The organism is Peribacillus glennii, from assembly GCF_003429105.1.
In the GTDB taxonomy this organism is placed as follows: Bacteria; Bacillota; Bacilli; order Bacillales; family DSM-1321; genus Peribacillus; species Peribacillus glennii.
In genome coordinates this window covers 218,591-241,761 of the sequence record NZ_QVTD01000010.1, presented here as the reverse complement: position 1 = coordinate 241,761, position 23,171 = coordinate 218,591, and the positions used below count along the sequence as shown (strand labels likewise).

Annotated in this window: 20 protein-coding genes; 11 read left to right on the top strand and 9 right to left on the bottom strand. The window is 43.1% G+C overall.

Annotated features, from left to right (window positions below):
* Positions 1 to 243: 243 nt before the first annotated feature.
* From D0466_RS15320 to dnaA, 8 genes are all read right to left on the bottom strand, one after another.
* Entirely contained in the window at positions 244 to 1,320 is a 1,077-nt protein-coding gene (locus tag D0466_RS15320) for an HD-GYP domain-containing protein (RefSeq protein ID WP_233522661.1), read from the bottom strand.
* 127 nt (positions 1,321 to 1,447) lie between these two features.
* Positions 1,448 to 3,982, bottom strand: coding sequence for a DNA gyrase subunit A (gyrA, locus tag D0466_RS15315; protein ID WP_117323411.1), 2,535 nt, complete (start codon positions 3,980 to 3,982; stop codon positions 1,448 to 1,450).
* Positions 3,983 to 4,166: 184 nt separating this feature from the next.
* Positions 4,167 to 6,092, bottom strand: a complete 1,926-nt coding sequence (gene gyrB, locus D0466_RS15310; protein WP_117323410.1) for a DNA topoisomerase (ATP-hydrolyzing) subunit B — start codon at positions 6,090 to 6,092, stop codon at positions 4,167 to 4,169.
* Between the two features lie 81 nt (positions 6,093 to 6,173).
* Positions 6,174 to 6,425 (bottom strand): extracellular matrix regulator RemB, encoded by a 252-nt coding sequence (remB, locus tag D0466_RS15305; RefSeq protein ID WP_117323409.1) that lies wholly within the window; start codon positions 6,423 to 6,425, stop codon positions 6,174 to 6,176.
* A gap of 12 nt (positions 6,426 to 6,437) precedes the next feature.
* A complete protein-coding gene (gene recF, locus D0466_RS15300) occupies positions 6,438 to 7,556 on the bottom strand; it encodes a DNA replication/repair protein RecF (protein ID WP_117323408.1) in 1,119 nt (372 codons plus the stop codon).
* Between the two features lie 20 nt (positions 7,557 to 7,576).
* Entirely contained in the window at positions 7,577 to 7,789 is a 213-nt protein-coding gene (yaaA, locus tag D0466_RS15295; protein WP_117323431.1) for a S4 domain-containing protein YaaA, read from the bottom strand.
* Between the two features lie 327 nt (positions 7,790 to 8,116).
* A complete protein-coding gene (dnaN, locus tag D0466_RS15290) occupies positions 8,117 to 9,253 on the bottom strand; it encodes a DNA polymerase III subunit beta (protein ID WP_117323407.1) in 1,137 nt (378 codons plus the stop codon).
* A gap of 201 nt (positions 9,254 to 9,454) precedes the next feature.
* Positions 9,455 to 10,804, bottom strand: coding sequence for a chromosomal replication initiator protein DnaA (gene dnaA / locus D0466_RS15285; protein WP_117323406.1), 1,350 nt, complete (start codon positions 10,802 to 10,804; stop codon positions 9,455 to 9,457).
* 755 nt (positions 10,805 to 11,559) lie between these two features.
* Between dnaA and rpmH the strand changes: the two genes are divergently transcribed.
* The 11 genes from rpmH (at position 11,560) to D0466_RS15225 (ending at position 22,391) form a co-directional block, all read left to right on the top strand.
* On the top strand, positions 11,560 to 11,694 hold the full coding sequence (gene rpmH / locus D0466_RS15280; protein ID WP_019243402.1) for a 50S ribosomal protein L34: 135 nt from the start codon (positions 11,560 to 11,562) through the stop codon (positions 11,692 to 11,694).
* A 152-nt stretch (positions 11,695 to 11,846) separates the two neighbouring features.
* Positions 11,847 to 12,212 (top strand): ribonuclease P protein component, encoded by a 366-nt coding sequence (rnpA, locus tag D0466_RS15275; RefSeq protein WP_117323430.1) that lies wholly within the window; start codon positions 11,847 to 11,849, stop codon positions 12,210 to 12,212.
* Positions 12,213 to 12,571: 359 nt separating this feature from the next.
* Positions 12,572 to 13,357 carry a YidC family membrane integrase SpoIIIJ gene (gene spoIIIJ, locus D0466_RS15270; RefSeq protein WP_117323405.1) on the top strand — a complete coding sequence of 262 codons (786 nt, stop codon included), beginning with the start codon at positions 12,572 to 12,574 and terminating at the stop codon, positions 13,355 to 13,357.
* Positions 13,354 to 13,974: an RNA-binding cell elongation regulator Jag/EloR gene (gene jag, locus D0466_RS15265; RefSeq protein WP_117323404.1), complete on the top strand. Its 621-nt coding sequence runs from the start codon at positions 13,354 to 13,356 to the stop codon at positions 13,972 to 13,974. The genes spoIIIJ and jag overlap by 4 nt, the downstream gene beginning before the upstream one ends.
* A gap of 390 nt (positions 13,975 to 14,364) precedes the next feature.
* Entirely contained in the window at positions 14,365 to 15,750 is a 1,386-nt protein-coding gene (gene mnmE, locus D0466_RS15255; protein WP_117323402.1) for a tRNA uridine-5-carboxymethylaminomethyl(34) synthesis GTPase MnmE, read from the top strand.
* A 17-nt stretch (positions 15,751 to 15,767) separates the two neighbouring features.
* The gene (gene mnmG / locus D0466_RS15250) at positions 15,768 to 17,654 is read left to right on the top strand and encodes a tRNA uridine-5-carboxymethylaminomethyl(34) synthesis enzyme MnmG (RefSeq protein WP_117323401.1); all 1,887 of its coding nucleotides are present in this window, start codon (positions 15,768 to 15,770) and stop codon (positions 17,652 to 17,654) included.
* A gap of 67 nt (positions 17,655 to 17,721) precedes the next feature.
* On the top strand, positions 17,722 to 18,438 hold the full coding sequence (rsmG, locus tag D0466_RS15245) for a 16S rRNA (guanine(527)-N(7))-methyltransferase RsmG (protein ID WP_117323400.1): 717 nt from the start codon (positions 17,722 to 17,724) through the stop codon (positions 18,436 to 18,438).
* 217 nt (positions 18,439 to 18,655) lie between these two features.
* On the top strand, positions 18,656 to 19,519 hold the full coding sequence (gene noc / locus D0466_RS15240; RefSeq protein WP_117323399.1) for a nucleoid occlusion protein: 864 nt from the start codon (positions 18,656 to 18,658) through the stop codon (positions 19,517 to 19,519).
* Positions 19,520 to 19,731: 212 nt separating this feature from the next.
* Positions 19,732 to 20,493 carry a ParA family protein gene (locus tag D0466_RS15235; RefSeq protein WP_117323398.1) on the top strand — a complete coding sequence of 254 codons (762 nt, stop codon included), beginning with the start codon at positions 19,732 to 19,734 and terminating at the stop codon, positions 20,491 to 20,493.
* On the top strand, positions 20,486 to 21,346 hold the full coding sequence (locus D0466_RS15230; protein ID WP_117323397.1) for a ParB/RepB/Spo0J family partition protein: 861 nt from the start codon (positions 20,486 to 20,488) through the stop codon (positions 21,344 to 21,346). Before D0466_RS15235 ends, D0466_RS15230 begins: the two co-directional genes overlap by 8 nt.
* Before the next feature lie 331 nt (positions 21,347 to 21,677).
* The gene (locus tag D0466_RS15225; RefSeq protein ID WP_117323396.1) at positions 21,678 to 22,391 is read left to right on the top strand and encodes a DUF554 domain-containing protein; all 714 of its coding nucleotides are present in this window, start codon (positions 21,678 to 21,680) and stop codon (positions 22,389 to 22,391) included.
* 78 nt (positions 22,392 to 22,469) lie between these two features.
* Here D0466_RS15225 and yyaC read toward each other — a convergent pair whose 3' ends face one another.
* On the bottom strand, positions 22,470 to 23,093 hold the full coding sequence (yyaC, locus tag D0466_RS15220) for a spore protease YyaC (RefSeq protein WP_117323395.1): 624 nt from the start codon (positions 23,091 to 23,093) through the stop codon (positions 22,470 to 22,472).
* Between the last annotated feature and the right edge of the window lie 78 nt (positions 23,094 to 23,171).

Here is a 23,171-nt window from a genome sequence, read left to right as displayed (position 1 = left end):
GGCGCTTTGTTTTGTTCAGTTTTCAAAGAGCAATTTCTTTGTCGTTCTCTCAGAAGCGACTTTATTAATATATCATTTTTATACTTTTAAGTCAACAATTTATTTTATCCTGTTGCCGACTTTGTTATTATATCTAGTTTATATTTTAAAATCAAGGGTGTATTTAAATTTGTAATATTTAATCAGATACTGGAGAAAATAATAAAAGCCTGCACGTGTTATGCAGGCTTGTGTTCCGTTAATTTATAGGATTTCTTCAATAAATAACTCCCTGTTCTTTCCGAGATGCAAGATTTCTCCGCTATCCTTCATCTTGACCATTGGCCGTGTCGGGGCATGGGACTCAACAAAGATGATTTCAGCGATATATCCATTAGAAAGTTTTACATTGTTTCCAATGGAGTAGTTGGTAATGCCGGATAACAACGTTTTCACAACGCTTATGTCAAACTTTCCAAAGTCATCCTGTAAGATCATTTCTGCTACTTTGAAAGGGGATTGTTTTTTTCGGTAATTCCTTTCAGATGTCATTGCATGGAATACATCAGCTACCGCTACAATCCTGGAGAAGGTATGCAAAGCTTCCCCTTTCTTCCCTGAAGGATACCCGCTCCCATCCAATCGTTCATGATGCTGAAGGATGGCATATTTAACAGCTTCTTTTAAGATGGAACTATTTTGGAGCATTTGCAGGCTATAAAGCGGATGCGGTTTCACTTCATTGAATTCATCTGTTGTTAGGCTTGTTTTTTTCTCGAGGATTTTTGGAGAAATTTTGGCCATTCCACAGTCAACAAGGCAACCCGCCATCGTAATTTGAAGAACATCTCCCTGTTCAAAATTTGATTTCCTGGCAAGATAGCCGCTCAATAAGCCAACGGATATTGCATGATGGTACAAATAATCAGCTGCGGTACTATAGTGGTGAAGCAAAAAAAGCGCTGACGGATTTTCCATCGCTTTATTAAATAACGGGATGATCAATTCCCTTACTTTCGATATGTCCATCGGACTGCCTGCCTGCCAGTTTTTAAATAAATTCTTATAGCTTTGCACGGCTTTCAAATAAGATGGAATAAAGCCTGTTCCGATGCTTTCGTTTTCCTCTCCCTCTTGATCGATCACTTCTTTAGGTACAAACGGCATACCATTGATCAAGGTTTTTTCAACGCTCACATCTGTCACCAAGAATGCTTTCAATACTTCTAAAAGGTGATGGTTTAAAATTGTCTTTCCGGCCATAATCGGGCGGTTGGCCAAACCCGGTACATCCTTTGAAAGAATGGTACCTTCTATTAGATAATGTGTTTTAACACGCAAACCTCTCCACCCCTGTAGGAACTGCTTTGTTTAGTTACCATAATATTACTGCATTTTCTTTTTAAAAACCAGTTCCGATTTAGTCAAAAAAAAGAGCACCCGTTCGGATGCCCTGAATTACCAAATTTTATCCCTCTGTGTTTTCATCAGTTGATTCTTCCGCATCTTCCATTTCATCCTTAAAAGGCTCTTCAGGCTGTATTTCCTCGATATCTTCGATGATATCTTTTTCCTCTTCTTTTTCTACCATGGCAACGGTGGCCACAAATTCATTATCACTGGATTCCAGTCGGATTAATTTTACACCCTGAGTATTTCGTCCCGTTCTGGATATACTGTCAACAGCCATGCGAATTAACACGCCGCCTGCCGTTATTAACATTATATCTTCTCCACCGGTAACGGTTTTGACAGCCACCAGTTCTCCATTCTTATCGGTGACGTTACATGTTTTGATACCTTTTCCGCCACGGGTTTGAATACGGTATTCATCTGCAGGGGTGCGTTTTCCGTAGCCTTTTTTCGTAACGATGAGAACCTCAGTGTCTTCTTCGAGGATTTCCATTCCAACAACTTCATCGTTATTTCTCAGCGTGATTCCTTTAACACCGGTTGCCGTGCGTCCCATTGAGCGGACATCCGTTTCCGGGAAGCGGATCAGCATTCCGTTTTTCGTCCCGATGATGATATCTTTCTGGCCATTCGTTAAACGAACAGAGATTAATTCATCTCCTTCGCGCAATCCTAAAGCAATCAGGCCATTATTTCTTATGTTTCCAAAGGAAGACAGCGGTGATCGTTTGGATATGCCTTCTTTGGTGGTAAAGAACAAAAACCAATCATCAACAAATTCCTTGACTGGTATAATCGCATTTACCCATTCATTCTTTTCGATTTCGAGAAGGTTGATGATCGGAAGGCCTTTTGCGGTCCGTCCGTACTCAGGAATTTCATACCCTTTCGCACGGTATACCTTTCCCTTGTTTGTAAAGAATAAAAGGTGGTCGTGCGTCGAGGTAGTAAGCAACTGTGCGACAAAGTCATCTTCGTTGGTACCCATGCCTTGTATTCCTCTTCCACCGCGTTTTTGGCTGCGGTATGTGGAAACTGGGAGCCGTTTGATATACCCGTTATGGGTCAATGTCACAACGATATTTTCCACAGGTATGAGATCTTCATCTTCGATATTTTCCAGACCGGTTACAATGATTTCCGTACGGCGCTCATCATTGAATCTTTCTTTAATTTCCGAAAGTTCTTCTCGGATGATTTCCAACACCTTTTCTTCCTCAGCAAGGATCCCTCTGAGTTCAGCGATCAAAGCTACAAGGGATTGGTATTCTTCCTCGATTTTCTCACGCTCTAACCCTGTCAAACGCTGCAAACGCATGTCCAAAATTGCCTGTGCCTGCTTTTCAGAAAGGTTGAATTGAGTCATCAATCCTTCCCGGGCAATATCGGTCGTCTGCGAGCTGCGGATCAAGTTGATGACTTCATCAAGGTGGTCAAGTGCGATTCGCAAGCCTTCCAAAATGTGGGCACGGGCTTCCGCTTTCCGCAGTTCGTACTCCGTTCTGCGCCTGATGACAACCTGCTGGTGTTCAAGATAATACTGTAGGCATTGTTTTAAATTCAGAACCTTTGGCTGGCCCTCCACGAGTGCCAATAAATTGATTCCGAAGCTTGTCTGCATCGCAGTATGTTTATATAAATTATTTAATAATACATTCGCATTTGCATCCCTGCGGACTTCAATGACAATGCGCATTCCGTTTCTGTCAGACTCATCGCGCAGATCCGTGATCCCGTCAATCCGTTTGTCACGGACAAGTTCTGCGATTTTTTCGATTAGCTTCGCCTTATTTACCTGGTACGGCAATTCATTGACGATAATGACTTGTTTTCCATTTGGTTTCTCTTCAATTTCCACCTTGGCACGAAGGGTAATTGACCCTCTGCCGGTTTCATAGGCCCGTCTGATTCCACTGCGGCCTAAAATAAGGCCGGCGGTAGGAAAGTCAGGTCCTGGGATAATTTCCATCAATTCCTGAATGGAAAGATCCGGGTTTTTACTGACTGCCAATACTGCGTCAATCACTTCCCCTAATTGGTGGGGCGGAATATTTGTAGCCATACCTACAGCAATACCGGAGGAACCGTTTACGAGCAAGTTTGGAAAACGGGCCGGAAGCACAACCGGCTCTTTTTCGGAACCATCGTAGTTTTCTTTATAATCAATGGTATCTTTATTGATATCACGGATTAATTCCATCGAGATTTTGGACATTCTTGCTTCGGTATAACGCATTGCTGCTGCAGGATCCCCATCGACCGAGCCGAAATTCCCATGCCCGTCGACAAGCATATACCGGTAGTTGAAATCCTGTGCCATCCTGACCATGGTTTCGTATACAGCTGAATCACCGTGCGGGTGGTATTTACCGATTACTTCCCCGACAATACGAGCTGATTTTTTATAGGCCTTATCCGCTGTCATGCCTAAATCATTCATCGCATAAAGAATGCGTCGATGCACAGGCTTTAACCCGTCGCGTACATCTGGCAGTGCGCGTGATACGATGACGCTCATCGCGTAATCCAAAAATGATGTACGCATTTCCTGGCTAAGGTTTATTTCCTTTACGTTTTCTATTTCAGACATAGAGCAACCTCCTTTTTAGAAGTGCATTATTATAATTAAGACAGGATAAATTTTCACCATATACCGATTCTAACTGCTACGTACATGGCTGTACCTGTGCCGAAGTTGCCACAGGACGTGGCGGTTTTAGCCGGCCAATCGTTAAAAGACAGGATAGATGCAGTCGCATCCACCCTGTTCCAAGTTAGATATCCAAGTTTTTGACGTAAATTGCGTTTTCTTCAATAAAGTCCCGCCTTGGCTCAACCTTATCGCCCATCAGCATATCAAATGTCGAATCCGCTTCAATCGCATCTTCAAGTTTCACTTGAAGCAGAGTCCTCGTTTCCGGATTCATTGTCGTTTCCCATAGCTGTTCAGGATTCATTTCACCCAATCCTTTATACCTCTGGATTCCAGGTTTCGGCTGGCTCGGAATCTGGGCCATGATCTCATTAAGCTGCCGGTCATTATATGCGTATTCGATTCTTTTGCCCTGCTGGACCTTATATAAAGGCGGCTGGGCAATATAAATATAGCCGGCATCGACAATCTGCCTCATATAACGGAACAAGAAGGTTAATAATAGTGTTCGGATATGGGCACCATCAACGTCGGCATCTGTCATGATGATGATTTTATGGTATCTCGCCTTTGAAATATCGAACTCTTCGCCGATTCCCGTACCTAATGCCGTAATGATGGTACGAATCTCCTGGCTCGAAAGGATTTTATCCAGCCTTGCTTTTTCGACATTGAGGATTTTCCCCCGCAGAGGCAGAATCGCCTGATTATGCCGGCTTCGCCCCTGCTTTGCGGAACCCCCTGCAGAATCGCCCTCAACGATATATAATTCACTGATGGCCGGATCCTTGGAAGAACAATCGGCTAATTTTCCCGGGAGGCTCGAGACTTCCAACGCACTTTTCCGCCTTGTCAATTCGCGTGCTTTCTTGGCAGCCATACGGGCTCTTGCAGCCATTAAACCTTTATCCACAATTCTTCTGGCTACCGACGGGTTCTCCAGCATAAATGATTCCAATTTTTCCGATAGAATCGAATTCGTAATGGTGCTTGCTTCTGAATTCCCTAGTTTTGTCTTCGTCTGTCCTTCAAATTGAGGGTCAGGGTGTTTCACTGAAATAATCGCGGTCAACCCTTCACGCACATCTTCACCGGAAAGGTTGGCATCACTCTCTTTTATCAGACCATTCTTTCTAGCATAATCATTAATAACGCGGGTCAAGGCAGTCTTAAACCCGGATTCATGGGTTCCCCCTTCATATGTGTGAATATTATTGGCGAAGGAGTATAAATTACTTGTATAGCCCTCATTATACTGAAGGGCGATTTCAACCGATATTCCTTCTTTTTCGCCTTCAATATAGATTGGCTCATCATGCAGAACTTCTTTTGTACGGTTTAAGTGTTCTACATAGGACTTAATGCCGCCTTCATAATAATATTCATTGGAACGTTCTTTTTCTTCACGTTTATCTTCTATGGAAATCTTGATTCCCCTGTTAAGGAATGCCAATTCCCTCAACCGCGTAGCGAGCGTCTCATATTCATATTCACGTGTTTCAGTAAAAATTTCGTCATCCGGCGTGAAATGGATCGTAGTTCCCGTATGATCTGTCTCATCAATGATTTTCAAGTCTTCCTGCGGGACTCCACGCTCGAACTTTTGGTAGTGAACATTTCCTTCACGATGAACAAAGACCTCCAATTCAGTGGACAGGGCATTCACTACGGATGCACCGACCCCATGAAGCCCTCCGGAAACCTTATAGCCACCGCCGCCGAATTTTCCGCCTGCATGAAGCACAGTCATGATTACTTCTACCGCCGGGCGGCCCATTTTTTCATGGATCCCGACTGGTATTCCCCGTCCATTATCAATGACCGTGATGCTGTTGTCCTTTTCGATGATTACCTTGATCTCATCGCAAAATCCGGCTAAAGCTTCATCAATGCTGTTATCCACGATTTCCCACACAAGATGGTGGAGCCCTTTTACAGAAGTAGACCCAATATACATCCCTGGACGTTTTCTGACAGCCTCCAACCCTTCTAGAACCTGAATCTGGTTTTCATCGTATTCCTGTCCCTGAACTTCCTTTTGTTCCATTGCCACAACAATCACCTACACTTTTCTGATTGCAATTTGTATGCCTGTGAAATTCTTCGAAACCTGTTTATGCAGATCTATTTATTCATCGATTAAAATCGATTTTTGCAGTGAGCGTTTTTTTAGGGTGCCGGACGCAAGGGGAGAATAATAAATATATTTGTCGGTAACGACAATTGATTTTATTGACCCTTTTGCAAGATTGACCGTCACTTCTTGTTTTTTATCCAGGAATTCCTGCATGATGGGAGAAGACTGGAGGAGCTGTTTATCTAAAATCGCTATTACATCATCTGTTTTTACAAGTATATCCTCACCAATATGGAGATACATAAGCCCACCTCGTCATTTCACCTTTGATAAAGTCCCCTGAGCCACGTGAAACGTTGATGCATCGCGCAGTGTCTGGTGATTAATGCCGTCTGTGGATGTGGTAGTGACAAAAGTCTGGACTTTTCCCTGGATCGTATTTAACAAATGGGACTGGCGGTAATCGTCCAGTTCCGACAACACATCGTCCAAAAGCAAAATAGGATATTCTCCTATTTCGGAATGGATTAATTCTATTTCAGCAAGTTTCAAAGAAAGGGCGGTGGTCCGCTGCTGGCCCTGGGAACCAAAAGTCTGGACATCGCGTCCGTTCACAAAAAAAACCAGGTCATCCCGATGCGGCCCTATGAGTGTTACGCCCCGTTCAATTTCCCTTGTTCTTATTTTAACAAATTTATCTTCGAATTCTTCTATCATTTTTGTCAAATCCATAGATTCTGATACATCAAGCGATGGTTTATATTCGATTTTAAGCTTTTCCAGGTTTCTTGATATGCCGGAGTGGATCGGTTCTGCCCATTCCTGAAGCAGCGAGAGGAATTGATATCTTTTATCAATGATTCTAGCAGCATATTCGATCAATTGCTCCGTGAGCACATCAAGCATCGCCGTATCCGTCTGTTTTCTGATTTGTAAAAGTTTAAGGTAATGATTTCTTTGCTGCAGTATTTTTTGGTATTGGCTCATATCATGAAGGTAAACGGGAGAAACCTGGCCAATTTCCATATCGATGAAACGCCGTCTAACCTGAGGGCTTCCTTTGACCAGATGGAGATCCTCAGGTGCAAACATCACTACATTCATCGTGCCGACATACTGGCTCAGTTTTTGCTGTTCAATATGATTGCTTTTCGCTTTTTTTCCCTTTTTCGATATGACCAATTCCAAGGGAATCGAAGTAAGCCTTTTTCTTATCCTGCCTTCTATTTTAGCATATTCTTCGTCCCAGCGAATAAGATCTTTGTCATTCGATGTCCGATGCGACTTTGCCATCGCCAAAACGAAGATCGATTCCATCACATTGGTCTTTCCTTGTGCATTTTCCCCAAGGATTACATTTACCTTGTTTTCAAAGCTGATCTCGAGATCCTCGTAGTTACGGTAATTCTTTAATTTAAGATGTTCTATATGCATGATCGGTTCTTCCCTTATTCTTAGAGCGTGATAACAAAGCTTCCGACTTTTGGAATGAATACCCTGTCTCCTTCTCTAAGCTTTCTCCCTCTTCTCGTGTCCAGATCATCGTTCACAAAAACTTCATGTTCACTTAAAAACCATTTCGCCATGCCGCCGCTTTGAATGATGTCCGCCACTTTTAAAAATTGGCCAAGCGTAATATATTCAGTATCAATCTGAATTTCAGTCATGCCGCATTCACTCATTTCTAAGTAGTCTCTAATGCTTTATTTTACTAAAAAAAACGGATAAACACAAAGTAAGCGTGTTTTATTAAAACGGGTAGCTGCTTCCTGCTAAGTTTAGAAAAAAAGCCGCCAGTCGAAACCAGCAGCTTATAGGGTCCACACGATGTGGGTGATGACGGTGTTGCTACAGAATGCAGCGAATCTAGCCTTCCTACCATACTGCGGAAGTGTGTTGTCTTGAAGGGACCTCGACTAGTCTCCGCCATATCCTGTAGCAACATTGTAACTAGTATGTTACTTCGCAATCAGATACCAGGGATAAACTTTTTATTAATATGTCCGAACCGGCAGGATTAATTGCAGCATTGTATCATCATGCAGGGAGCGGATGACAAAAGGCCTCATAGCACCTGTGAAGTTGATCTTTATATCAGTTCCCTCCAGGGCCTTTAAGGCGTCCATAACAAACTTGGCGCTGAAGGAAATTTTCAATTCCTCACCTTCGATTGATTCGGCTGTTACTTCTTCGATTACCTTCCCAATTTCAGGGCTGTTGGAGGAAATCTCAATGACCCCACCTTCCAGTGTGGACAGCTTTACAACATTGTTTCTCCCCTCTCTTGCCAGCAGGGAAGCCCGGTCGATCGCCTGAAGGAATTCCTTTACATGAACAGTTATATTAGTTTTGCTGTCAGTCGGGATCAACCGGGAGGTATCCGGATAGTTTCCTTCCAGAAGCCTTGAGAAGAATAACAAGTTCTTCGCTCTGAATAATACCTGGTTTTCAGTAATCACTATTTCAATTGGTTCGTTCGTATCATCCAAAATTTTACTCAGCTCATTCAAGCTTTTCCCAGGAATTACGACATTATAGGTGCCATTCACTTCATTTTCCAATCTCGCTTTCCTCATCGCCAGGCGGTGGCTATCTGTTGCAATACAGGTTAGCTCGTCATTTTCAACCTTAATGTTTACACCTGTCAAGATGGGCCGTGTTTCTGAGGTGGACACTGCAAAGACAGTCTGTCGGACCAGGGTTTTTAATAAGTCTGCAGGGAGTCTTAATATGTTTTCTTCTTCAATCAACGGCAAATGCGGATATTCTTCTGCATCGAGACCGTTTAAATTGAATTCAGCTTTCCCGGAACGGATAATCGTCTGTAAGTTATTTTGGACTTCGATCTCCACCGCATCCATAGGCAATTTCTTTACAATTTCACTGAAGAACCGGGCGTTTAATACAATGCTGCCGGTTTCTTTTATTTCGACAATCTCGTTCCCATCTTCTTCAACAGGAATGAAGGATTCAATCGAAATATCGGAATCACTCCCTGTCAATGTGACACCCTCTGTTTTTACTGTAATTTTTACCCCGGTCAAGATTGGAATTGTGGTTCTGGATGTTACAGCTTTCATCACTTCTTGTACACTTTGAACTAATCGGTCACGCTGGATGATAAATTGCATTTTCGAATCCCCCAAATGAGTAATAATTATTCGCCTGTAGGCATTAATTTATTAGTTATTATTTTTTTAAAAAATAGTAATAGTAGTAATAGGGCCTGTGAATATGTGGATAACCCCAAAAAACATAAGGAAAAACAGTCTATCCACATGTGGACAGACTGTGTGTAAACTAAAGGAGGTTATTAACATTATTCAGTTTTCCTATACTTTCAATTGGTCCTGGATTTCTTTTAGCTGCCTTTGCAGAACAGAGTCCGTTTGCAAAAGCTTGGAAATCTTTTCGTGGGCATGAATCACAGTCGTGTGGTCACGCCCGCCGAATTCATCGCCGATTTTCGGCAGGGAAGAGTCTGTTAATTCTCTGGAAAGGTACATGGCAATTTGCCTTGGAAAGGCGACTGATTTCGTCCGCTTTTTTGCTTTAAAGTCCTCGAGCTTTACACTGTAATGCTCTCCAACCGCCCTTTGTATATCATGGATCGAAATAATTCTTGGTTTTGAGCTTGGAATGATATCTTTAAGCGCTTCTGCTGCCAGGTCGGCATTAATATCCTTATTGATCAAAGAAGAGTATGCCACGACTCGAATTAAGGCCCCTTCCAACTCACGGATATTGGAGTCTATCTGATTGGCAATATACAGCATAACTTCATTAGGAATATCAAGTCCTTCCGCTTTTGCCTTCTTGCGCAGGATGGCAATCCTTGTCTCCAAATCCGGCGGGGTAATATCAGTGATCAGCCCCCATTCAAACCTGGAGCGGAGGCGGTCTTCAAGTGTCGGGATTTCCTTGGGAGGACGGTCACTTGAAATAACGATCTGTTTGCTTTCTTCATGAAGCGTATTGAACGTATGGAAAAATTCCTCCTGGGTTTGTTCTTTCCCGGCTAAAAATTGAATATCATCAATGAGAAGCACATCGACGCTTCTGTATTTATTCCGGAAAGCTTCTGCATTATTATCACGGATCGAGTTGATGAATTCATTTGTGAATTTCTCTGAAGAGAGATAGACAACTTTGGCAGAAGGATTATGCTCCAATACATAATGGCCGATTGCATGCATTAGGTGCGTTTTTCCAAGACCTACCCCTCCATAGATAAACAAAGGATTGTATGCTTTCGCAGGTGCCTCGGCCACTGCAAGGGAGGCAGCATGGGCAAAGCGGTTGCCCGAGCCGATGACAAATGTATCAAAGGTGTTTTTTGTGTTGAGCATATGCTGAGGAAAGTCGCTGTTGTCATCAGCTTGCCTTTTTTTCTTTTTGGCAGGTGCTGGCAAATCAAAATCATCTTCGCCCTGATTCGGCGGAATGATGAATTTGACTTCAAGCTCTTCTCCGGTCAGATCAAACAATACACCTGCGATAAGATGGGAATATCTCTCCTCCAGCCAGTCACGCGCAAACTCATTTGGTGCCGTTACTGTCAGGATATCTCCTTGCAGCATATGGGCCTTAGTTGATTTTAACCAAGTTTCAAAGCTTGGCTTACTGATTTTTTTCTCGATTTTGCCAAGCGCCTGGCTCCACAAAGCGTCGATATTCTCCAATAGAATCCCTCCTTTTCGAGGTTTTTTACGTACTTACCTACTGATCAAAAGCTTTAAAGGCGGCTCTTTTCGCTGCCGGGGCTGTTGCTTTCTGAGATGAAAGTTAAATTTGTAAACGTACAAAATTCGGCTGAGGCAAGCCCAGCCTTGTAAATATTTATACTGTTTGTTTGCACCCATCAAGCATTGTTACTGTACAACTTCTTAAACATGTAAAACGACAAAATATGTCTGAATGTATAATTATTTATCAACAGTAATATGGGAATAAATATAATATAAAGAAGAAAAACGGTTTTTCGACAATATCCACTGTTTGTGGACAAATTTATCTACATCTGCTGAAAAAGCTATCCACAAGTTATTAACAATCTGTGGATAACGTTAACTGTTGATAAAGTTATTAAGAGTGAAAACACAAATATAATATCAGATATTTACCATGCTTGCAATGGTTTTATAAGTTTATCCACAACTCCCCCTCCCTGTGGGAAAAACTTTTCCACAGGCTTTTACTATGTGTAAAACTTGTCATTTGTTGCTGTGGATAGTGAGAAAAATGTCGAAAACATATCCACAGGCTAAGGACACGTTTTTGCAGACTGGATTTTATAGAGAAAAAAAGAGAAAGATCAATCTGCTGTCGATCGTTAGGAAGATGAAGATTTTTTTTAGAAGAGGTTGCATTTTTTAAGTATCCTCTATATAATCATAGAGACTGTCTTTAACTGTTATTCCTCAGGGAGGTGTCATAGATGAAAAGAACTTATCAACCAAATAAGCGTAAGCACAGCAAAGTTCACGGTTTCCGTGCACGCATGAGCACAAAAAACGGACGTAAAGTATTAGCTGCACGCCGTCGCAAGGGCAGAAAAGTATTATCTGCGTAGACCACTGAAAAGTCTCAGTGGTCTTTTTTTCCATAAAGACTGAGCTGTCGCCTGAGCCCGCCCCGGAACTAGTTGTCACAATCGGGTGCGGGTACAGGCCAGGGATTAAAGTGAAAATCCCGGCCCCAATTTACTTTATTGAAGGTGTAAGGATGAAAAAGAAGCTAAGAATTAAAAAGAATGATGAATTCCAGAATGTTTTTCAAAATGGTGAATCATTCGCGAACAGGCAATTTGTTGTCTATGTCCTTGACAAGCCCAATCAGGATTATTTTCGGATTGGCCTTTCCGTAAGTAAAAAAATGGGCAATGCCGTGGTCAGGAACCAGATAAAAAGATACATAAGGCAATCGTTCCTTGAATTGATGGACGATATTAAGATTGGCCGCGATTATGTTGTGATCGCAAGGAAGCCGACATCTGAGATGGATTTTTTTCAGGTGAAAAAAAGCCTGATCCATGTATTGAAGCGTTCGAATTCATTTGCATTCAAAAGAAAACCTATAAATAAGGATTAATGAAACCTATCCATTTTTCTTTCGTATGTATTCAAGGGGAACAAATAGTATTAAAAAACTCGTCGATTGGCGAGCCTTTATAAAGAAGAAGACAGAGGCACAGTTAGGCCCGAAGGATGTGGGACATACAGGTGTTGCTATAAAATGTAGCGCACTTAGCCTGTGTTAAACTTCATGCAGTAAGAAATTTTATACTTTCTTACCTGCAAAAAAAATGGATTCCATATAAATGATAGAAGCAAAGACTTGTGTGTACCCGATGCTGCGGAAACTGCATGGTTTTGGACAAGTTTTTTCCATTGGAGAAAGGTCATGCAGGCGTTTTAGAAGATTTGTATATAGACAGGAGGAAAAGACGGTTGAAAAAAAGATTATTACTCATAACTGGGCTTGTTTCCATGATGCTCTTACTTGCTGGATGTACAGAGGTAAATAAGCCGATTACTTCAGAAAGCACAGGGTTCTGGAATGAATATATCGTCTATCCATTATCCATGCTGATTACGTCCGTATCTGAGTTTTTAGGAGACTATGGATTAGGGATTATTGTCGTAACCATTCTTATTCGTCTGGCAATTCTGCCATTAATGATTAAGCAAACGAAAAGTTCTAAAGCGATGCAGGCCATCCAGCCTGAAATGAAGGAGCTTCGTGAAAAATACAGCTCAAAGGATGCAGCTACCCAGCAAAAGCTTCAGCAGGAAACGATGGCTTTATTCCAGAAATATGGAGTGAATCCTTTGGCAGGCTGTCTTCCTTTGGTAGTGCAAATGCCGATTTTGATTGGTTTTTACCATGCTATCACCCGTACTAGGGAGATCGCAAATCACAACTTCTTATGGTTTGACCTTGGCGATGCAGATCCATATTATATATTGCCTATCGTGGCGGGTATCACTACCTTTATTCAGCAAAAGATCACGATGGTCGGGATGGATACCAATCCGCAAATGGCTGCCCAGATGACGATGATGCTTTATATCATGCCAATCATGATCGTTGTTTTCGCAATCAATTTCCCTGCTGCCCTTTCTCTATACTGGGTAGTTGGTAACATATTCATGATCATTCAAACATATTTCATTAAAGCTCCGGATCTGAAAAAAGCAGCTGCCGGAAATGCGGGAGGAGCAAAGAAAAAGTGAAACAAGTAACTGCTACAGGACAATCTGTCGAAGAAGCAGTAGATTCCGCTTTAGCTCAGTTGAATATATCCCGGGACCGTGCAGAAATTAAAATTGTTGATGAAGGAAAAAAAGGGTTTCTGGGCTTGTTCGGTGGCAGGCAAGCGGTTGTGAAGGTCACAGTTAGGCCTGATGCGATCGAGGAAGCTGTTAAGTACCTGGAAAACGTCAGTGAAAAGATGGGGGTCACCGTCCAAGTTGATGTGCGACAGGATGGAAAAAATCTTACATTTTGGCTCTCTGGTGAAAAGATCGCCCTTTTGATTGGGAAACGAGGCCAAACGTTAAATTCTATACAATATTTAACCCAGCTGGTGGCCAATCGCTATTCCAATCAATACTTGAATATAACAGTGGATGCTGAGGACTACCGCAAGCGCCGTATAGACACACTTATCCAGCTCGCGGAAAGAATGGCGGCCCAGGCTGTCCGTTCAGGCAAACAAGTGTCGCTCGAGCCGATGCCTTCTTATGAACGTAAGGTCATCCATACAGCTTTAATGAATTACCCGAAGATTAAAACCACTTCGAGCGGGACGGAACCGTACCGCCATTTGGTGATTACCCCAACTAAATAACATGTACGGCAACCCCGTGTGACTCGGATTCACATGGGGGTTTTTATTGTACTTTGGAAGGTGGACCGGCGGCTTAAATGTTTGTTGGGTACGTATTGGACCAAGGTCAAGGTATGAGTATTCATATGTACCGCTTGCAAACGGTTATTCATTTTCAAAAGTAGCATCAAAGGTTCCGAAAAAGCTCATTGCCGGCGTTTGTTGTTATTCACATGTGGATAAGTTAAAATTAAGGGTGCGAATTCAAATGGTTTCATAATGTGGATAACTTTTGTCTTTCAAATGTTATCTGCTTTTCATGTATGTCCGGTCTGTGGTATTGTATTAATTTAGCAAAAAAATAATAAAATATTTCAAATATATATCCTTGGTAAAAATGAGGTGAAAAAAATGGAATACGATACGATTACCGCGATATCAACCCCGATGGGTGAAGGGGCGATTGCCATTGTCCGGATCAGCGGCGACGAGGCTTTGGCCATCAGTGATAAAATATACCGGGGTCCGAAGGGGAAGAGCCTTTCAGAAGTGGAGTCCCATACAATTCATTACGGGCATTTGGTTGATCCGAGAACAGGTGAGACAGTAGAAGAAGTTATGGTATCGATCATGAAGGGGCCGAAGACATTCACCCGTGAGGATGTGGTCGAAATCAATTGCCACGGCGGTTTGGTTTCCGTAAACAGGGTGTTGCAGCTGGTTCTTTCACAGGGTGCCCGTCTTGCTGAACCAGGGGAATTTACGAAAAGGGCGTTTCTCAACGGACGTATCGATTTATCACAGGCAGAAGCGGTCATGGATTTGATCCGCGCCAAAACGGACAGGGCGATGAATGTTGCACTTAGCCAAATGGATGGGCGGTTATCGAAACTGATTCGTAAGCTTCGCCAGGAAATTCTTGAAACACTGGCGCAGGTAGAAGTAAATATCGATTATCCGGAATATGACGACGTAGAGGAAATGACCCACCGTTTGTTTATGGATAAAGCCCAGTATGTCCGCAAGGAAATTGAAAAACTGCTCCAGACATCGCAGCAAGGAAAGATTTTACGCGAAGGGCTTTCTACGGTGATTATCGGCCGGCCCAATGTAGGGAAATCATCCTTATTAAATAGTCTTGTTCATGAAAATAAAGCGATTGTTACCGACATTCCCGGTACTACCCGGGATGTGATCGAGGAATACGTCAATGTCCGCGGCGTGCCGCTAAGGCTCCTTGATACGGCAGGAATCCGTGAAACGGAAGATATCGTGGAAAGAATCGGGGTTGAACGCTCAAGGGCCGTTTTGAAGGAAGCGGACTTAATCTTGCTTGTGTTGAATTACTCGGATGATCTGACGCCTGAGGATGAAATGCTTTTCGAAGCCGTAAAAGGCATGGATGTGATTGTGATTGTGAATAAGACGGATCTTCCAAAAAAAATCAAATTGGAAGATGTGGAAGAGCTTGCCGGAAACGGAAAGGTCGTCACCACTTCATTATTGGAGGATAAGGGAGTCAATGAGTTGGAAGAGGCAATCTCATCCTTATTCTTTGAGGGCAATATTGAAGCGGGAGATATGACGTATGTGTCGAATTCACGCCATATAGCCTTATTGGGACAGGCTAAACAAGCTGTCGAAGATGCAATTTTGGCAATAGAAGCCGGAACTCCTGTCGATTTAGTTCAAATAGATTTTACAAGGACATGGGAATTGCTCGGCGAGATTATCGGGGACAGTGTTCACGAAAGTTTGATCGATCAATTATTCTCACAATTTTGTTTAGGAAAATAAAGCAAGGAGGGAAAACTATGCAATACGATGCAGGCAGTTATGACGTAATCGTAATCGGGGCCGGGCATGCCGGAAGTGAAGCCGGCCTTGCCGCTGCAAGGGTTGGTGCAAAAACCCTGATGATTACGATCAATTTGGATATGGTGGCATTCATGCCTTGTAACCCTTCCGTAGGAGGGCCCGCAAAAGGGATCGTCGTGAGGGAAATTGACGCCCTGGGGGGCGAAATGGGGAAAAATATCGACAAAACGCATATCCAGATGAGAATGCTGAATACCGGAAAAGGACCTGCCGTTCGCGCTTTACGGGCCCAGGCCGATAAATTCTTATACCAGCAGGAAATGAAAAAAACGATTGAAAATGAACCAAACCTTACTTTAATTCAAGGGATGGTAGAACGTTTGATCGTGGAAGACGGCGTTTGTAATGGTGTGGTTACGCAAACAGGCGCTACTTATAAAGCAAAAACGGTTGTCATTACGACCGGTACTTTTTTAAGAGGGGAAATCATTTTAGGGGAGCTTAAATATGCAAGCGGCCCGAACAACCAGCAGCCTTCGATCCGCCTTTCCGAACATCTGGAGGAGCTTGGCTTTGATTTGGTCCGTTTCAAAACCGGAACACCTCCACGGGTAAACAGCCATACGATTGATTACAGCAAAACGGAAATTCAGCCCGGTGACGAAGAGCCGCGCGCATTCTCTTATGAAACGACTAAGTTTATAACTGATCAGCTTCCGTGCTGGCTTACGTATACAAGCCTGGAAACACACCAAATCATCGATGACAATCTTCACCGCTCTCCGATGTACTCCGGCATGATTAAAGGGACAGGGCCGAGATACTGCCCGTCCATTGAAGATAAAGTCGTCCGTTTCAACGACAAACCGCGTCATCAGATCTTCCTTGAGCCTGAAGGGCGAAATACGCAGGAAGTCTATGTGCAGGGGCTGTCTACAAGCCTTCCTGAAGATGTACAGAGGAGGATTCTAGCAACCATTCCAGGACTTGAAAATGTCCAGATGATGCGTGCAGGATATGCAATCGAATATGACGCGATCGTCCCTACGCAGCTTTGGCCGACACTAGAAACGAAAAAAGTGAAGAACCTGTATACCGCTGGACAAATTAACGGGACTTCCGGTTACGAAGAAGCGGCGGGCCAAGGGTTGATGGCCGGGATCAATGCTGGCTTAAATGCCCTTGGTAAAGAAGAACTGATCTTAAGCCGTTCGGAAGCGTACATTGGAGTGTTGATTGACGATCTTGTTACAAAAGGGACCAATGAGCCATACCGGCTGTTAACGTCACGAGCCGAATACCGTTTGCTTCTGCGCCATGATAATGCCGACCTGCGTTTGACAGAAATTGGCCATAAAATCGGTATGATCAAGGAAGAAAGGTACGAGAAATTCCTGGACAAAAAAGCAGCGGTTGAAGCGGAAAAATCACGGCTTCAATCCATTATCATCAAGCCGAACGAACAGACACAGGAAATCATCAGGCAAAGCGGGGGAACCGAATTGAAGGATGGCATCCGTGCTTCCGATTTATTGAAGCGCCCTGAAATGAATTATTCGCATATCAAGCTTCTCGCACCATCCGAAACGGAGCTTGATAATGATGTGACCGAACAGGTAGAAATCCAGATCAAATATGAAGGATATATCGAAAAATCACTCCAGCAGGTCGACCGCCTCAAGAAAATGGAGAATAAAAAGATCCCTGAAAATATTGATTATGATGCCATTTCTGGCCTTGCGAATGAAGCGCGCCAAAAATTGAAACAAGTGCGTCCGCTATCGGTCGCACAGGCTTCACGTATTTCAGGCGTGAATCCTGCAGATGTGTCTATCTTGCTTGTGTATTTGGAACAAGGAAAAATAGCACGGGTTTCCAAATAATCGTCGCGTCAATATCCGAAAGGTTCCGGACAAATGTTCAGAACTTCCGAAAAGGAATGAACAACCTATGAAAATTGAACAATTTCAACAGCTGCTTAAGGAGAAAGGCATTGACCTTACTCCCTTTCAGCTGGAGCAATTTGAAATCTATTATAGACTGCTGTTAGAGTGGAATGAGAAAATGAATCTCACCGCGATTACGGATAAAGAAGAAGTGTATCTAAAACATTTCTATGATTCAATAAGTGCTGCCTTTTATTTCGACCTTTCTAAACCCTACAAGCTTGTTGATGTAGGCGCCGGAGCCGGTTTCCCAAGCATTCCATTGAAAATTGTCTTCCCGCAGCTGCATGTTTCGATTGTAGATTCCCTCAATAAAAGGATTTCTTTTTTGGAGCATCTTGCGAAATCCCTAAAGCTTGAAAATGTCGGGTTTTTCCATGATCGTGCCGAAACCTTCGGACAGAAGGCTGAACATCGTGAAGCTTATAATATTGTGACGGCAAGGGCAGTGGCGAGGATGTCAGTATTAAGTGAGCTTTGTCTCCCGCTCGTCAAAGTGGATGGAACCTTTATCGCCATGAAGGCCGCGAGCACGAAGGAAGAATTGGACAACGGCAAAAAGGCGATCACAACGCTTGGTGGGGAAATTGAACAAATTCACCATTTTCTTTTGCCGCTTGAAAACAGTGATAGAAACATCATAACTATCAAGAAGGTGAAACCTACGCCTAAAAAATATCCAAGAAAACCAGGGACCCCGAATAAAACGCCTATCGAATGACTGTGCTGAATAGAAGGCTGGACAAATTGGAAAAAAATCCTGTATTCTGGAAAAATAAAATTTCGGTAGCGTACATTATCATTTTCTTTTACTATAAAAGATAGATAGATGTGCGACAGACCTATGGTATTGTTTAAATTTGTCAAGCTTTTTGGAGGACTTGTCGCTTCGATAGAGAATATGTAATATGGGAGTTTCTTAAAGGTGGTGTAGGGAAATGAAGCATCCTTTTTCGCGGTTCTTTGGCATAGGCGAAAAAGAAGAGCACCAAGTTGAACTGGAAATCGAAGAACCAAGTAATTTTGAAGAAATAAAGAAAGTTTCCATTTCCAATATCGTGCCCAATCGATATCAGCCCAGAACAGTATTCAATGAAGACAAAATCACCGAATTGGCCCAAACCATTCATACACATGGCATCATCCAGCCCATAGTCGTAAGGCAGTATGAAGAGGGGAAATTCGAGATCATCGCCGGCGAACGTCGTTTTCGGGCCATACAAAAACTCGGCTGGGATACAGCCCCAGTCATCGTGAAAAATTTCAATGACACTGAAACGGCTTCAGTTGCGCTAATAGAAAATTTGCAGCGGGAAGAACTTTCCCCGATTGAAGAGGCCATTGCGTATGGGAAGCTATTGGAGCTTCATAGCCTGACACAGGAAGCGCTGGCCCAAAGGCTTGGGATTGGCCAATCTACCGTCGCCAATAAGCTGAGGCTGTTAAAGCTGCCCGGCGAAGTGCAGGAGGCTGTGCTGCAAAAGCTGATTACGGAACGCCATGCACGTTCTTTAATCCCTTTAAAGGACCCGGAAAAACAAACTAAATTATTGCAGGAAATCATAGAGAAGAACTTAAATGTAAAACAGACCGAAGAACGGGTCGTCAAACTGCTCGATAATTCCGTGCAAAAACCGAAACCGAAAAGAAAAGCTTTCAGCAAGGATATGAGAATCGCCGTAAACACCATTCGTCAATCTTTAAACATGGTTACGGATAATGGAATCAATCTGGACGCGGAAGAAGAGGAATTCGAGGAATACTACCAATTCACGATAAAAATACCAAAGAAAAAAGCGTAATGTTTTTTAACCAGCCTGGCAATTTTGCCGGGCTTTTTTATTTTGTATTTACTCTTTTATTACAATTTTCTAAAAAATAAGTGGTTTATCGAGAAAAAAACTTAAACTTCTTTTTTTCATGATAAAATAGAAAAGCATTTAATAGTTTAAGATAAAAGAAGCTGCTTCTTACATAGATTATTGAAATAGTAAGGTTGAAGGTGGGTGACATCGTGGGAAAGATTCTCGCGATTGCGAATCAAAAGGGCGGCGTTGGAAAAACGACAACCTCCGTAAATCTCGGCGCCTGTTTGGCATACATAGGAAAAAAAGTATTACTCGTCGATATTGACCCGCAAGGAAATGCCACGAGCGGTGCAGGAATCGATAAAGCTGATGTGAATCAATGCATTTATGATGTGTTGGTGGATGATGTCGAAGCTGAGGAAGTGATAATGGCAACAAAGGTGGAAAACCTGTACGCCATTCCGGCGACGATTCAGCTTGCAGGGGCGGAAATTGAGCTGGTGCCCACGATATCCCGGGAGGTTCGTTTAAAAAGGGCATTGGAAGAGGTAAAGGACCGTTTTGATTACATCATCATTGATTGTCCCCCGTCGCTGGGGCTGCTCACTTTAAATGCGTTGACTGCATCTGATGCGGTCTTGATACCGGTCCAATGCGAATATTATGCTCTCGAGGGATTAAGCCAGCTCCTCAATACTGTCCGCCTTGTCCAAAAGCACCTGAACCAGGACCTGAAAATTGAAGGAGTACTCCTCACGATGCTTGATGCAAGGACCAATTTGGGTATTCAGGTAATAGAAGAAGTGAAAAAGTATTTCCAGGACAAAGTCTATAAAACGATCATCCCAAGAAATGTCCGATTAAGCGAGGCACCAAGCCATGGAGAGCCAATCATTATTTATGATCCCAAATCAAGAGGTGCAGAGGTTTACCTAGACTTGGCAAAGGAAGTGGTGGCAAATGGCTAGAGGACTTGGAAAGGGATTGAACTCCCTGTTTACGAACATGGAAGCCGGAAAAGAAGATGCAGTACAAGAGATCAAGGTAAAGGAACTAAGACCGAACCCTTACCAGCCGCGAAAATTATTTGATCCCGAAGCGATTGGCGAGTTAAAACAGTCAATTATCGAGCATGGCATTCTGCAGCCGATTATCGCAAGAAAGAGCATCAAAGGATATGAAATAGTCGTAGGGGAAAGAAGATTCCGGGCAGCTAAGGAAGCGGGGTTGGCCACGGTTCCGGTTGTTGTCCGGGAATTGACAGAACAGCAAATGATGGAACTCGCCATCCTTGAAAACCTGCAGCGTGAAGACCTCAACCCTATTGAGGAAGCTATTGCCTATCAATCCCTTTTGGAAAAATCGGACCTTACGCAGGAACAGCTTGCGAAACGATTAGGCAAAAGCCGTCCCCATATTGCAAACCATATACGCTTGCTATCCCTCCCGGAAGACATTCAAAAGTACATTTCAGAAGGGGAAATATCAATGGGACACGGCCGTACTTTGCTAAGCTTAAAGAAAAAAAATCTACTAAAGGCCGTTGTCGAAAAAATAATAAAAGACAGCATGAATGTCCGCCAGCTCGAACACTATATCAATCAGTTAAATGAAAATGTTTCACATGAAACGGTTCCGCCTCCCAAACCGAAAAAGGATATTTTCATTAAGGAAAGGGAAAATAGCCTTCGCGAACGTTTTGGGACACCCGTCACAATTAAACAAAGTAAGAAAAAAGGCAGGATCGAGATCGAATTTTACTCAAAAGAAGACCTGGAAAGGATCCTGGATCTCATTGATTCGGAGAATGTATCCTCTTAAACCATCCTTGGAGAGATGGTTTTCCTTTTATTGCCCGTTATATGAATCATATCCACATGAGTTTTGTTTTAACACCCAATCTGGAGATCAAAACGGTGTGTATTTAGCTGAACCAACATTGAAACATCGTAGTTGGGCGTGTTTGAATGGAAAAGACAAAGATGCAGCCCGGGTCGACAGGATATGTCTGACACAGACAAAGACATATTTGGAACGTGCCGCACTTATGGTGACCTGCTTAATTTGACAGGAAAGTTTATATTCGTATAATGAGCCAATAAAGGCCGTGTGAGCGCTAGCTCCACCCCTTTTCAACAGAAGGTGAAAAGAAATGGTACTATCAGGAACACTTATAAATGGGGTTTTGATCATTATCGGAACCTTGCTCGGAAGGGTCTTTCATCGGATCCCACAAAAAATGAAAGACACCGTTATGTATGGAATCGGGCTGGCGGTGGTAGTGTTAGGGCTGCAAATGGGCTTTAAAAGCCAGCAGTTTTTAATCGTTATTTTAAGCCTTGTGGCCGGGGCGGTGATCGGCGAATGGATTGATTTAGATGCCAAGCTGAATGCACTGGGCAATTGGCTGGAGAAAAAGCTCGGAGCTAAGGAAGGCAATACGATTTCCCAGGGATTTGTCACAGCAACGCTGATTTTCCTGATTGGTGCGATGGCGATCATCGGCGCATTGGACAGTGGCATCAGGAACGACCATGATGTGCTGTATACGAAAGCTATTATCGATGGATTCACTGCTACTATTCTCGCCACAACATTGGGAATCGGCGTAATTTTTTCTGCCGTCCCGGTCGTGCTTTATCAAGGGGCGATTGCCCTGTTTGCCACGCAAATAGACAAGGTTGTCCCCAAGGTGTTAATGGATTCATTTATTTTGGAAATGACGGCAACTGGCGGTGTGATGATTTTTGCGATAGGCTTGAATTTGATAGGGATCACAAAGATTCGTGTCGCCAATCTGCTTCCCGGCATTCTCGTCACAGCCCTCTTGTCCTGGATTTTTTATTACTTTGACATCCAGCTATAATAAAAAAGCAGAAGAAAAAAATCCTTGATCATTCATTAAAATGGCAAGGATTTTTTTAAAAAGTATTTGTTATTGTGCTCACGGGGTTTTTTCCTGGTCGAAAGCCCAGTCAAATCGTGCAAGGTTGGTTTTTCTATGTCGCTGGCTACCTGCAAAATGGATGCCATTCGCAATCGTCTTCGCCATTTTCAATACAAGATTTAAACGAGTGTTTTGAAGTACCATGAATTCCATGAATCCACTTACATTTACAATTCCGGTAATATGGGCATTCCCAACCGATGGGAGCTCTTTATTGACACCGGCCCCCGGCTTAACAGGGCCCTCACCGACCTGAACGACGCCCACGCTCTTAAGACGTCCTAAGCAAGCATCCACGCCTATGATGAACGGATTCACATGCGTTGTTCGTATCTCCGCAAGCTTTTCCTCGAGGTTCATGGCGTGAATCGGTTCATCGAGTGTCCCGTATACGAAAAAGTGAGAAGTGGCTTTTTCCTGGAGGAAGGTACCAACAAGCGGGCCGAGCGAGTCGCCGGTTGAACGGTCCGTACCGATGCAAACAATTACAATAGGCTGGATCCGTCCTTCAGGAAGCAGCGCAAGCAGTTCCTGAGAAATCTTTCGTGGTGCATCCAAATCCTCATGCAAGATCCGGCTCATTCTATTTTTATTATCAAAAAAGCTGGGCTTTAGGTTCATCGGTACCACTCCTCTGTAATAGTATTAACAGTATACGGAAAAAAACGGAATTGTATACATGTGCCTGCGGGGAATCAT